At 59.4% G+C, this 12,775-nt stretch carries 13 protein-coding genes and 1 pseudogene; 4 read left to right on the top strand and 10 right to left on the bottom strand.

Going from position 1 to position 12,775, the window contains the following annotated elements; all coding sequences use genetic code 11:
• Window positions 1-11: 11 nt before the first annotated feature.
• The 4 genes from trxA to AC6I6S_RS17800 all read right to left on the bottom strand — a co-directional run bounded on the left by trxA (window position 12) and on the right by AC6I6S_RS17800 (window position 2,761).
• Entirely contained in the window at window positions 12-371 is a 360-nt protein-coding gene (gene trxA / locus AC6I6S_RS17815) for a thioredoxin (RefSeq protein WP_497952019.1), read from the bottom strand.
• A 181-nt stretch (window positions 372-552) separates the two neighbouring features.
• Window positions 553-900, bottom strand: a complete 348-nt coding sequence (locus AC6I6S_RS17810; RefSeq protein ID WP_497952018.1) for a four-helix bundle copper-binding protein — start codon at window positions 898-900, stop codon at window positions 553-555.
• A gap of 410 nt (window positions 901-1,310) precedes the next feature.
• Window positions 1,311-2,630 (bottom strand): IS200/IS605 family accessory protein TnpB-related protein, encoded by a 1,320-nt coding sequence (locus AC6I6S_RS17805; protein ID WP_497952017.1) that lies wholly within the window; start codon window positions 2,628-2,630, stop codon window positions 1,311-1,313.
• Window positions 2,627-2,761, bottom strand: a complete 135-nt coding sequence (locus AC6I6S_RS17800) for a hypothetical protein (protein WP_497952015.1) — start codon at window positions 2,759-2,761, stop codon at window positions 2,627-2,629. Before AC6I6S_RS17800 ends, AC6I6S_RS17805 begins: the two co-directional genes overlap by 4 nt.
• A gap of 665 nt (window positions 2,762-3,426) precedes the next feature.
• Between AC6I6S_RS17800 and AC6I6S_RS17795 the strand changes: the two genes are divergently transcribed.
• Window positions 3,427-4,647: a Cdc6/Cdc18 family protein gene (locus AC6I6S_RS17795; RefSeq protein ID WP_497952014.1), complete on the top strand. Its 1,221-nt coding sequence runs from the start codon at window positions 3,427-3,429 to the stop codon at window positions 4,645-4,647.
• 63 nt (window positions 4,648-4,710) lie between these two features.
• Here AC6I6S_RS17795 and AC6I6S_RS17790 read toward each other — a convergent pair whose 3' ends face one another.
• The 3 genes from AC6I6S_RS17790 to AC6I6S_RS17780 form a co-directional block, all read right to left on the bottom strand.
• Window positions 4,711-4,989: a PadR family transcriptional regulator gene (locus AC6I6S_RS17790; protein WP_497952013.1), complete on the bottom strand. Its 279-nt coding sequence runs from the start codon at window positions 4,987-4,989 to the stop codon at window positions 4,711-4,713.
• A 59-nt stretch (window positions 4,990-5,048) separates the two neighbouring features.
• Window positions 5,049-6,284: an orc1/cdc6 family replication initiation protein gene (locus AC6I6S_RS17785; protein ID WP_497952011.1), complete on the bottom strand. Its 1,236-nt coding sequence runs from the start codon at window positions 6,282-6,284 to the stop codon at window positions 5,049-5,051.
• 845 nt (window positions 6,285-7,129) lie between these two features.
• Entirely contained in the window at window positions 7,130-7,927 is a 798-nt protein-coding gene (locus AC6I6S_RS17780) for a ZIP family metal transporter (protein ID WP_497952010.1), read from the bottom strand.
• A 258-nt stretch (window positions 7,928-8,185) separates the two neighbouring features.
• On the opposite strand from AC6I6S_RS17780, the gene AC6I6S_RS17775 reads away from it, so the two are divergent.
• Window positions 8,186-8,335, top strand: a complete 150-nt coding sequence (locus AC6I6S_RS17775) for a hypothetical protein (RefSeq protein WP_497952009.1) — start codon at window positions 8,186-8,188, stop codon at window positions 8,333-8,335.
• Here AC6I6S_RS17775 and AC6I6S_RS17770 read toward each other — a convergent pair.
• Window positions 8,332-9,195: pseudogene (locus AC6I6S_RS17770) on the bottom strand (RNA-guided endonuclease TnpB family protein); the annotation flags it as partial. The gene AC6I6S_RS17775 and the pseudogene AC6I6S_RS17770 overlap by 4 nt on opposite strands.
• A 78-nt stretch (window positions 9,196-9,273) precedes the next feature.
• On the opposite strand from AC6I6S_RS17770, the gene AC6I6S_RS17765 reads away from it, so the two are divergent.
• Window positions 9,274-9,594 carry a hypothetical protein gene (locus AC6I6S_RS17765; protein WP_497952008.1) on the top strand — a complete coding sequence of 107 codons (321 nt, stop codon included), beginning with the start codon at window positions 9,274-9,276 and terminating at the stop codon, window positions 9,592-9,594.
• 163 nt (window positions 9,595-9,757) lie between these two features.
• Entirely contained in the window at window positions 9,758-10,909 is a 1,152-nt protein-coding gene (locus AC6I6S_RS17760; protein ID WP_497952006.1) for an SPFH domain-containing protein, read from the top strand.
• Window positions 10,910-11,071: 162 nt separating this feature from the next.
• Here AC6I6S_RS17760 and AC6I6S_RS17755 read toward each other — a convergent pair whose 3' ends face one another.
• Together AC6I6S_RS17755 and AC6I6S_RS17750 are read right to left on the bottom strand one after the other, a co-directional pair.
• Window positions 11,072-11,224: a hypothetical protein gene (locus AC6I6S_RS17755; RefSeq protein ID WP_497952005.1), complete on the bottom strand. Its 153-nt coding sequence runs from the start codon at window positions 11,222-11,224 to the stop codon at window positions 11,072-11,074.
• A 106-nt stretch (window positions 11,225-11,330) separates the two neighbouring features.
• On the bottom strand, window positions 11,331-12,488 hold the full coding sequence (locus AC6I6S_RS17750; RefSeq protein WP_497952003.1) for an MFS transporter: 1,158 nt from the start codon (window positions 12,486-12,488) through the stop codon (window positions 11,331-11,333).
• Window positions 12,489-12,775 lie beyond the last annotated feature (287 nt).

The raw sequence follows: 12,775 nt of genomic DNA, 5'->3' as shown, positions 1-12,775 counted from the left end.
CGAACTCGAGGTCAGTCGGTTGTGTGCCCTTCGATCAGATCGCGAAGTCGGTCGGCCGGTAAGGCTCCGACGTGTTGGTCGACCTGATCGCCGTCCGCGAAGAAGGCGAGCGTCGGAACGCCGCGAACACCGTACTGGCTGGCCAACGGCTGGTGTTGATCGACGTCGACTTTGGCGATGACGGCGTCGGTGTCGCTTGCGAGTCCCCGAAGGACGGGCTCGAGCATCTGACACGGCCCACACCAGGTCGCAAAGAAGTCCACTACCACGACATCGTTGCTGGCGATGACGTCCGCTAACTGCTCCTGACTCTCGATCTGAACGGGCTCGTCGGTCGAATCGGGCGCACTATGTGGTGATTCGGTTGCCATCGTTCCGTAGTACGGACCACGAGCGGTTAAGGGTTTTGTATGGTGTGTACAATATAGAGCACAGAAGTAGGTAGTTGATTCGGTACCTACACACCTGCAACTCCCAAGAGTGATTCGTGAATGAGTTCCGACACACCTGCAAGTATCAACAGTGAATTGTGAAGAATGGGGTGGTTCGCTCTCAGTGGCCAGCCATCGCCCTGCAGGTTTCTGCACACTCCGACACCACCTCAGCACAGACCTGGCAGTGCTCGTGATCGTGCTGTGCACACTCCTCCGCACAGGCCTCACACGCGTCCGCACAGATCGCCGCCAGGTCCGCATGATACGCCGAATCGCGCGCCATGAACCTCGCGTGTAGCGTGGTCAGATCTGCGACGTCTCGACAGAGTCGAATACACTCGGCCATCCCTTCGCCCTCGTCAGCGCAGGCATCCGCGCACCACTCGCAGGCCTGAGCGGCCTCGAGGCAGTTGTCCATACACTCGTGCATCTCGTCGTCGGCGTGTGGGAGGTTTTGTAACGACATTGCAAGAGGGATGACCACAACAGCGATAATTAACGTCACACATGCCGCTGCAAGTCGTGACTCGATTCACGGTCGTGTGATGGCACGAGTATTATTCATTGATTTAGAATGAACTAGTCTAGATAGAGTGGTCAGATTGGTGCCAATTTCCGAACGGCAGTTACTGGAGTTAGTGACATCCTCCCTGCGGTAAACGACGGGACTCTCTCTATCACTGTTTTGGGGGAATTGAGATGGGAATTCCCACCTCAGCGAGCACCGAAAGTGCGAGCAGGGAGGAGATACAGCGTCGCTCGTTTTTCGTACAATGTTCTACATGCCATATTAGTCGACGGTGACATCCTCGCCCGGCGTAAACGCCGGGGCTTCCACCGCAGGTGGAATACCAGCAAAGGTGCTGGATTGAGGTTTCAAGACGTGTGCGCGTCACCGGTCTCCGGCTTCGCCCCCGCTCCCACCGCTGGTGAGCTAGACGAAACCTTGTCATCGGAAGCCCGCCTCTCGGCCGGGAGTCCCTCGTTCGGTGACGTGTCTTGGTGGGCCTGCCACTGGCCCCCGCTCCGTGGCGAGTCATCGCCTGCCGATTTCCAAGGCAGGCTCTCTCCCCACGGATTTAGCCGGTTGGCTATGTTTGCTGCTGCGTTCAAATCCGCCTGATACTCCGACACCCAGCACGCCGAGTTCGTACACTTGAACGTACCCTGATGCGGCCGATACCCGATACGCTGACAAGCATGGCACGTCTTCGACGTATAATGCGGATACACGTATTCCACAGGAATCCCGCGTTCCACCGCCTTCTCCTCGATACGTGACTGTAGTTGGGAGAACAGCCACTTGCCGAGGCGTCGATTCCAGTACTTCCCGATATCTTTGTCGGTGATCCCATCGAGGAATTCGAGGACGATAATCGGGTTCTCGAATCGGGAGGCGTATTCGACGGCTCGTCTCGAGGCTTTCTCAATCTCATCATCGATGGTGTCTTGCCACGTCCCCCAGACGAGTTCGTCCAAGAGCGTCGAGGCGTAGCGTGGTTTCAACCGATCCTCGGCAGAGGCTTGTTTCTGGCGGAGGTGTCGGACGCGACCACCATCCACGAACAACGGGGCAACGGGCGTCTCATCTCGGAGGGCACAGCCCACCAGGAGTTTTGACTCGCCCACGTCGAAGCCGACTGGCGTCACATCGTCGCTTTCATGCGAACATTCGTGGTCTGGTTCGACTTCGTAGTTCGCGGTGACGTGCAACACCCAGCGAGTACCGTCGCGTTGCAGGCGGAGTTCACCTGCCCACACGCTTTCGTCGTCTTCGTCAATCAGAGAATGCCACCAGTGTTCCTGTTCGGGATTCAACTGGAGCGGTATCCAGACGTTCGTCCCTCGACCTGGGAGGGGAACTTCCCAGCAGATTTCGTGGTGTCGGTCGTCATCGCGGTCGAAGACGGCTGCGGTGTTGGCGTAGCGGATGGGATGGTCGTCTGCGAGTTGCTTCGCATCGTACGTGTCCTCATCCAAGAGGTTTGGGACGTATCTTTTGAGTGCGTTTTTGGAGTGCCAGTTGAGGCCTTCACCGCTGACAACCTCGTTCACAGCAGTCATCGTGTCGCACTCGTTGTTGAAACTCTCGTGAAGGAGTGATTCGTATCGGTCGTGTTCGTCGTGGAGCTTGCGCTGTTTGTGCTGAGTGGGTGGGACAAGATACGCTTCGAGCGTCTTGCACTCCTCACTCATTCTTCAGCGTTGAGTCCTTGTTCGATGAGTTCGGCGTATGCGAAGTCCATTCGCAGACCGTTCTTGCGGGAGTATTCTTTCACTCGTTCGTGGAGGTCGCTTCCACGGTTGATGGCGATGTCAACTCGCATCCGTTTTCCAGTACGTTTTATCGTACTATAAAAGTTTGTATTGGCGTGGGGTATTCGGAGCGCTGTTGCTCGTGGGTTGCGTAATCGAGTGACGCGGTTCACGCCCGTTGAGCAAACCGAAGGTTTGCGATGCCCATCAGAACGCGTTGCGTTCTGAGGACGCCGTGAACGGCGGGATTCTCTTAAAGATAGTACGACGGAGACACCCCCTTCGCGTTTGTAACGGTAACGAGGATGGAGTGATAGTACCGCCACACACCACCGTCGCGGCTGTAAATCGTGCTTATTCCTGACTCGTTCTCCGGAATACACCGTTTGAGATCTACCCCTCCCCCACTCCATCCCGTTACAAGCGCGACGTAGGTGTGTGTATGCGTTCAAACGGAACCGAACTCGAGTCATATTCCGCTTCACCCTGTGAAAACTGCATTTCCGGCGGCATCTCGGTTTCCGTCACGCGCGCGAAGGGGTGTCGGACTCAGTTCCCGAACCGTAACGAAGCACGCTCTCCGAGGCGGAAGTAAACCCGCGAGGCTACTGATCTGTGCTATTCGATCCGAAATACTACTCTCATCCTCCGTCTGCCTACAATATAGGAGTTATACATCCGCGACGCACCCCCCATAGCTTTATTTCAGTCGGGTTGTAACACCACCACAATCACCATGGCTTCGGAGGACGACCGCGATCCGCTCTTTCGGTACGACGATCCGATCTTCGCGGACGAGCGATTGCTCGAGATCACCCATCTTCCCGGACCCGATCGGATCGTTGGTCGCGACGAACAGATGCAGCGCGTCGCCAACGCACTCAACCCCGCAATCTTTGGAAGCGAACCGGCTCACCTCTTTATTTTCGGAAAGACCGGGACCGGAAAGTCGCTCATCTCGAGGTCGATCACCCAACGTGTCATCTCTGAAGGCGAACGGGACGGCGTCGGTATCAAGTACGCCTTTATCGACTGCGGCGAACAGAATACCGAAGCGGCGATCGTGAAAACGATCGCACAGACCGTCAACGAACCCGAAAAAAGCGGCGTCACGATCCCGGACCGGGGCCTCGGAACCGGTGACTACTATAAACGTCTCTGGCAAAGCGTTGACCACTGTACGGACGTCACGATCGTGATCCTCGACGAGATCGATATGCTCGAGGACGACGAAGTCCTCCGGAAACTCTCGCGTGCGGGAGAAAATCGGCGTATCTCGAACTCGAGCATCGGGATCATCGGTATCTCGAACAAGATAGACTTCCCTGATCACCTCTCCGAACGCGTCAAGTCCAGTCTCTCGCGGGACGAACTCGTGTTCCCGCCGTACGATGCGAACCAGCTGGTCGATATTCTGGATAAGCGCCGCGATGCGTTCCACGAGGGCGTACTCACCGACGACGTCATTCCGCTCACCTCGGCGCTGGCGGCACAGGAGCACGGCGACGCCCGCAAGGCGATCGATATCCTTCGCAACGCCGGCCGCCTCGCGAAGAAACAAAATGACGCACAGGTCACCGAAGCCCACGTTCGATCCGCGAAGGAGAAAACGGAAGCCGACCGATTCAGCGAGTTGATCGAGGGATCCCCACAACAAGCGAAAACGATTCTCTACGCGCTGACGGTGTTAACCGAGAATAGCTCGAGCGAGGAGTTCCCGACCAAGATCATATACAATCAGTACAAACAGATCGCCCGACGACTCGACCTCGAACCGCTGTCCGAACGGCGTGTTCAGGAGATCCTTCAGGAACAGAACTTCCTGAACGTCATCCAGTCCGAACGAGAAGGGCGGGGCCGCGGGCGCGGTGCACACGCGAAACATCGCCTCCTCGAGAACCCCGAAATCGTCAAGAAGGTGCTGCTGCGGGACGCACGGTTGTCGACACTCGAGTAGGCAGACATCTGATGTTCCCTGAACGGTGATACAGACCGGACTGGTCGTCGCTCCCCGGTGTCGTCAGAGGTTGTCGACGTACTGCGTTTCCCACTCGCGGCGATCCTCGAGTTCGCGTTGCCCACGCCGTGTGAGTGTGTAGATATTGGTCCGCTTGTCTTTGACCCCCTTGTCGATGAGTCCCTTTTCCACGAGCGTATCGAGGTTCGGGTAGAGTCGCCCGTGATGGATCGCTTTCCCGTAGTACTCTTCGAGTTCTTCTTGAATCGCAAGCCCGTGTGGCTCCTCGAGTCCTGCGGTGACGTACAGGAGGTCGCGTTGGAATCCGGTCAGATCGAACATCGGATATGATTACAACATAGATAATATATTATAAATATTCTGCTACTGGTCGCTACTGGCTACTCCGTGAGCGCAGCGAGCACGACGTCCGTCCCGCGCATGAGTCGGTGCTCGAGGTAGCTCCCCTCGCTGTGACCACCGCCCGTATGCCGGGACTCAGTAACGCCCAGGAAGGACTGTTCTTTCAGGAGACGGTACACACGATCCTGGCTCAACGGATCGCTCCCCTCGGCGGCCGCGATGCTCCGATACACCTGATAGATCTCGTGGGTCGAAAACGCATCGCCCTCGCGACTCTCCGTGAGTTTCGCCAGCGCTCGGAGGAGGTACTTGACGTGCGGCGTCGATCCCGAGACGAGTTCCTGAAACCGTTGTACCTCCGCTTTGCGTTGTCCGCGTTCGACGTGCACTTCGGTGACGTGGTCGTCGTTTTCCCGCTCGGCGAGTTCGCCGGCTTTCTGCAGGATATTGATCGCTTTCCGCGCGTCGCCGTGTTCCCGCGCGGCGAGCGCGGCGACTTTGGGAATCACGCCGTCTCTGAGTACGTCCGGTTCGAACGCGTCGCGGCGATTCTCGAGTATCGTCCGTAACTGATCGGCGTCGTAGGGTTGAAAGATGATATCTTCGTCCTGGAGGCTCGAATCGATACGTTCGCTGAGTCGATCCCGGAACTCGATTTTGTTACTGATGGATATTACGCCGAGATAGCAGTCAGTTTTCCCGGTTTCCTCGGCCCGGGAAAGCTGCATTAGCACGTCATCGTCGCGGAGGATGTCGATCTCGTCGAGGAGAACGATACAGACGTCACGGGCCTCGAGGAGGTCCCAGAGGTAGCGATAGTACTCGTTAGCGCCGATTCCCTTGTCCGGGATCGTCGGCGCAGCGGGGGTTTCCGCCGCGAGCTGCGTCGTTATCTCCCGAGCGACGCGCGTTTCCGTATCCGCGTCAGAACAGTCGACGTAGACGTGGCTGAACCGGATGTCGTTCGAGACGGCTCGTTCTCGGGCACGCTGGGTAACGTGGCGTGCGACGAGTGACTTTCCGGTTCCCGTCTTTCCGTAAATGACGATGTTCGAAGGGGGACCGCCGTCGATAGCGGGGCCGAGTGCCCGTCCGACGTTTTGCAGTTCGGTGTCTCGACCCACGATACGATCGCGCTCCGGGACGTGCCCGACGCGCAAGAGTTCGCGACGAGCGAAAATGTCACCCGTCTTGAAGAGGTCGTTGTCAGAGCCGGGCTCACGGTTCTTGACATCCTCCGTGCTGGAATCCTCGCGTTGAGGGTCTCGGCTCATACCGAACCACCACGCGAGCGACTTCCTTGTGTCATAGCTGACTCTCTCAGTGTTGGACTATAAACCTACGGGGCTCTGTACCGAGTGAAAACCCAGAACCTGCCATCTATAACCGGTGTAAAACATGATCTTCGAGAGAATATGGCTTGACACCCACCCCAGGCACCGAGTGAAGATGCGGGAGACTGGGAGTGGGTTCGTCCTCGAGATTGGATGCTGTATATAAAGAAGAGAGACGTGTAGAACAGTTCGGTGGTTTCAGTCCATCTGGAGGCTGTCTATGTATGTATGTATTGCTTCTACACCTAGTTATATAATAATACGAACCGACCGGCGTGGTGACGCTTTGTTCACCCGTTGCATTGCTAGTCACAACGTTGTTGTCGTGCTATCGGAGTGGTGTTTCGGCCGTTATTCAACGTCTATCCCGAGGGGGTACCTGATTTCATCTTCACTCGGTGCGAGGGGTGTGGGTGGTGACTGATCCCCTCCGAAATTCTGTATCTTTGGAACCGAACGAAACGGTCTGTCGGGGGTGTACTATCTATTTTTCACTCGGTGTCTGGGGTGTCCCGTCCGCCGTCGGCGATGGGTGACACCCTCGCCATTTCACTCGGTATCTGGGGTGTCTCCATCGTCGTCGACGAATAGTAACCGTCCGCAATTTCACTCGGTATCCGGGGTGTCTCCGCTTGGTATTTTCACTCGTTTCGAGGGGTGCCTGATCGAAACCGTCATCTCTATCGGTGGTAAAATTTTCACTCGGTGTCCGGGGTCTCCTGTCGGCCGCTGCGAACCACCCTCATGTGTAATTGATCACTCCCGCGTGTGAGGTAGTTCGCCATTCAGATAAAAGCGAGCGGAACCATGAGGAGAATCCCGACCGCGATCCCGACAGTAAGTTCGGGTTTGCCGCCGTTCGGGAGCCCACTCCCAATCTCGAGTGCCTCGGGAACGAACTCCGTCAACACGAGATAGATCATCGCGCCCGCGGCGAAGCCGAAGCCGAAGGGTAGAAACTCCCGTGCGACCCGAACGAACGCGAACGCGAGCACGGCGCCGATCGGTTGTGGGAGACTCGAGAACACGGCCCACCACACGAGTTTCCAGTTGGGAACCCCCATCGATTTCAGTGGGATCGAGATCGCGGTTCCCTCGGGGACGTTATGGATGGAGATCGCGACCGTCATGAACACGGCCAGAAGCGGAATCGTAAATCCGAGCAGCTCCGCCCCTCCCTCGAGTCCGAGATCGGCGAAGGAGACGCCGATGGCGATACCTTCTGGGAAGCTGTGAACGGTGAGGATTCCGAGAATGAGTACGAGCTTTTTGAAGTCCGCTTCCTCGTATTCGTGCGGATCGATCTCCGTGTTCACCAGAACGTCGCGTGCGACGGCCACCAGTAACACACCTACCGCCAGGCCAGCGCCGATCTCGAGGGCTGTTCCTTCGGCGAGTCCCTCGTCGATCAGCCCGAACACGGAGGCGGATACCATGATTCCGGAGGAGAGCCCCCAGAGGACGACGCTTCGCCGCTCGCTGAGTTCGTCGAAGAAGAAAAACGGTATCGCGCCCAGTCCGGTCGCCAACGCCGTTAGGAGGCCGGCGACGAAAACTAGCGTGAGATTTTCGAGGAGGGCCATTCGGGTGTACTATCGACTCGACCGAACAAATTACCTGTTGCGTCACCGAGCGTTCCGCTTTGGCCTTGAGTTATTCCCGACCGGACCCGATCATCGCGGGTATCGTTTCGCACCGCTGGAACTGATTGTGGGCCACGACTCCTATTACTCCGACGTGGTCTGGGACTTGGCGTGAACGCGGGGAGAATATCATGTGATAAATGACTTGAAAGTTCATGCTCAAGGAGCATCCGTGTATACGTAATATATGTGTCTGTTATGGGGGATTTCCTCGAGTACGACGAGTCGGAGAAGCAAGATGGTGGCGAGCGGATCGACGACCACCTCGAGAAGGCCTTGGCCGCGAGCGAAAACGAGCAGGCGAAATATCACATTCGAGAGGCGCTCGGTCTGCTTCGACTCGACTAGCTGTTCTGTGCGGTTTTTTGACATCCTCCACACGGCTGAAGCCGTGGGATTCTTCGCGTTGGGGGTCTGGCATCAGCACCAGCCCCCACGGAGGCAACTTTCTCCTACGCCGATCGTCGGATACTCTGGTCTGTATGCTCCTCGTTGGGACGGTGAGCGCGGAGTGACGCCGACCATCGGTGGTCGTCCCACTTGAGGCATACGGGCCGTGCCATCGGCCGTGGTACGTTCGATTCGTGACGTCGAAGGAACGTCTCCGACGCCGTGAGGTCCGCGTGGCCCTCGAAGCCACACGGACAGGTGAGCGTGTCCTGATGCCGAGTCGTGTCCTCGGTCGACCCGCAGTCCGGACACTCCTGGGAGGTCCACGCTTCTGGGCGGACTTCGACGGTGATACCGAACTCCTCGGCAGTACACGCGAGACGCTTCACGAATGCACGGAACGCCCAGAAGTTGTGCGTCTTCGCGTTCGCCCGGACCGACCAGTGCGTTTCCAGTACGTCGGTTAAGTCGCCGACGTACGCCGTTGAAACGCCCTCGGCGTGCAACCGTCCGAACAGGCCGCGAGCGAGTGCGTCCATCGCATGATCGCGCCGTCGCGTCCGTCGGCGGTACAGCCGTCGAATCCGCTTCGACGTGTACCGGCCTTCTTCTCGCTTCACCGTCGATTGGTGGTCCGCGATTCGGCGCGTTGTCTCGCGGAACCGCTCGAAGAGGTCTCGCCCTTCGTACAGATACTGCTGGCCGGTCGTGGTCGTACAGGCGACGAGGTTGTTCGCGCCAATATCCAGAGCGGCGGTTTCGTCCGCCAGTGGTGAATCCTGTCGAGAATTGTCCGTGGTGACAGGCTGAATGGCTCTGTATCGGCCGTCCAACTCATCGGCGGCTTTTCGCTCGCCGAAGACGATCCCGAGGGAGCGAGCGGGAGCGCCGACGAGTTGTTGCGCCACCACGTCGCCGACCTCGTCCCGACGTTCCTCGAGGGGTTCGAAGATGCAGGGTACGTCGGCGACTGGGCGGTCGTCGACGGCGCTACGCCGGACACGCGGCCGATCCTCGATGTGCCAGCCGACGCCCCTGACGGACTGCTGGTCGCGACTGGGTTCAACGGCAGGGGCGTGATGACTGCGCCCGTCGCCGCGACCGCGATCCGGTCGGTGCTGACCGGCGAGGAGACACTTCCCGCTCGAGCCGTTCGCTATCGACCGCTTCGAGACGCGGTCGGACGACTTCGAGTTTATCAGCATCAGTGCCAGTGAGTAGCGACGGAACCGGGACCACGCAGTACACACCGAGCGGGTGCGTCTCATGCGTCCACTCTGTACGATATCTGCGGCATCTGTCAGGGGGGCTAGTTGAGGACGATATACCGGCTCCAAAGAGGGCCAAGAGCTATCCGGCTGAGAGGACTATATCCGCACAATGATCGCGTTTCTCCAGCACCCCCTGCAGGTCGGCGAACTGGCCCTCGGCGTTACCGCGCTCGTCGTCCTCGTCGCGGTCATCACCGTCTGGCAGATGGTTACGTTCGTCGACGCCTACGACCGAGGCGCACTCACCGTCTTCGGCGAGTACCGGAAACTCCTCGAGCCCGGACTCAACGTCGTGCCGCCGTTCGTCTCCCGGGTCCACCGCTTCGACATCCGGACCCAGACGATCGACGTCCCTTCCCAGGAGGCGATCACCCGGGACAACTCGCCGGTCACGGCCGACGCCGTCATCTACATCCGGGTGATGGACGCCAAACGGGCGTTTCTCGAGGTCGACGACTACGAGCGGGCGGTGTCGAACCTCGCGCAGACGACCCTTCGGGCGGTGCTCGGGGACATGGAACTCGACGATACGCTGAGCCGACGCGACCAGATCAACGCGCGCATTCGGACCGAACTCGACGAACCAACCGACGAGTGGGGGATCCGCATCGAAGCCGTCGAAGTTCGCGAGGTGACGCCCTCCCGAGACGTCAAAGGAGCGATGGAACAGCAAACCTCCGCCGAACGGAGTCGACGCGCCATGATTCTCGAGGCACAGGGTGAACGCCGCAGCGCCGTCGAGCGTGCGGAGGGTGACAAGCAGTCGAATATCATTCGGGCACAAGGGGAAAAGCAAAGCCAGATTCTCGAGGCGCAGGGTGACGCGATTTCGACGGTCCTGCGCGCCCGCGCCGCCGAATCGATGGGCGAACGCGCGATCATCGACATGGGGATGGACACGCTCGCCGAAATCGGCCAGAGCGAGTCGACGACCGTCGTTCTCCCGCAGGAACTGTCCTCGATGCTCGGACGCTACGGCAAACACCTCTCGGGCAGCGACATCAAGGAGGACGGCCAGGTGCTCGACAGCCTCGAGTTCGACGACGAAACCCGCGAACTCATCGGGCTCGACGACATCAGCGAGATGATCGGCGAGATCGACGAGGAAGCCGACATGGACGTCGAAGCGATGGAGCGGGAAGCCCAGGCGATCCAGGAGGGCGAGGACGTCGGCCCCGGTAACGAGTTAGCCCGGTCGGGCGACGAATCGTCAAGTGCGCCCGAGCCTCCGGACTCGAGCGAGGATTCGAGATCCAGATAGCCGCCATACCTCGCCACCGGAGGGAGCCGATTCTGGACGGTAGTGGCCCCGACGACTGTGGGGGAGACGACCATCTCGAGAAGGCGCTCGAATCGTGTGAGCACGAACAGACCAAGTACCACTCTCGGGCGGCACTCGGCCTGTTCCGGATCTGCTAGCTCTCTAAGTAACGACATGAAACTCGTCGCTCCCGCACGAACACGCTACTGCGCCGATCGGCTCGAGCGTTCCGTCCGGGAGAACGCGAACGGTGTACACGGAGCCACAGTGATCGCAGATCGCCGGTGCCCGTCGCTTTTCGGCCTGTGGGGTCATAGTATGGTGGACCACGTCTGCAGCCATAACGATTGTCGGCGATTTGATGGTCTTTTTGACCGTATCAGCCCCCAAGACTGCGTTCCAGGCGACATAGGGAATCAACTCATCCGGGAAGCCGGCCGGCCCGCTCGAGTACGATGAGAACGACGATCGTCACGCCGAGGGTGAGTGCGGCGCCGGCGAAGACCGAATCGTAACCGTACCCCTCCTCGATGAGCACGCCCAGTCCGAGCGATCCGAGCGACTGGGCCAGCACCCAGATGGAACTGAAGACCGCGTAGGCGCTCCCCCGCGTCGAGTCGGGAAGCGTATCGAGCAGGTAAGTGTCGACCGCCGGAAACAACGCGTGGATAACGAAGCCGAGGGCCGCGCTGATCACGATCAATCCGAACAAGCCGTCGATGACGGTCGATGCCAGGAGACTCGCGGCGAACGCCCCGATGATCCCCAGCAGGTACGGGACGTGTGGAAGGCGGTCGGCCAGATCCCCGCCGAAGAAGAATGCGGGGACGCCGGCGGCGAAGACGACCGTAAGCATCGCTCCCGAAGCGGCGCTCGAGAGCCCCTTTGACTGCATGTACAGTTCGTAGAAGTTGAACACACCCTGCCAGATGAAGGACGTCAGTCCGACGAGCGCCAGCGCCGTCGCGATGATCCGCCACTCGGAGAGCGCGCCGCCGACGAAGTCGCGGTCGGCGTCACCCGCCCGGGGGAGATCGGTCTTTCGTGCGGCGAGCCACGTATATGCCGTGAGGACCGCCGCACCGACTGCGATCGTCCACAGCGAGAGGCGCCAGTCGACGAGCAGTGTGAGGACGACGAACGGGGCGGCGACCACCGCGGCGAGCTGGCTGGCCGCTCCGTGGATCCCGAGAACCCGGCCGACGCGATCGGGGTAGAGTTCGCTCAACAGCGGGTTCGCCGAGACGAAGTAGACGCCGGAGGCGATTCCCATGAGAAAGGCACCGACCATGAGGTGTGGGACGGTCGTCGCAGTCGCTGCGATAGCCGAGGAGCCCGCGAGGATCACACCGGAGCCGAGGACGACGTGGTGGCGGGGGACTTTCGTTAGCACCCAGCCGGTCGGGAGGCGAAGGGAGGCGCTCCCGACCCATGTCAGGGTAACGATGAGCCCAGCAGTCGCCTCGCCGATGGCGAACTCGGCGATAAACACGTCCAGCAGCGGTGCGAAGATGATCCTCGCGAGATTGAGAAAGAAGACGAGTCCACAGAGGGAGGCGAAGAGTCGGGCGCGGGCCACAGTCACTGTTTCCGGCTGATCGTCTCAAACGTTCCGAAACCGGCATGCGAATCGACTGATCTGATTCGAGGTCGGAACCTGAGTTGACGTCTCTCTCCAGACCACCGAAACGAGCGCCTACGGTCGGGTAGGGTGTGGCTGTGAGGCGTCGATGACCGTCACAGTGGGTAGATCGGGCCCGCACGGAGCCACCGGCCCTACAGCTCCAGCGCTGATTGTTGTCGGACCGTCCCGGCTCCCGTAGTCACCGCCGGAAGAGAATCACGCTCCGAATAACAAACAGGTGA

Source organism: Natrononativus sp. DTA114, from assembly GCF_059736515.1.
This window is presented reverse-complemented; position numbering and strand designations above follow the sequence as displayed.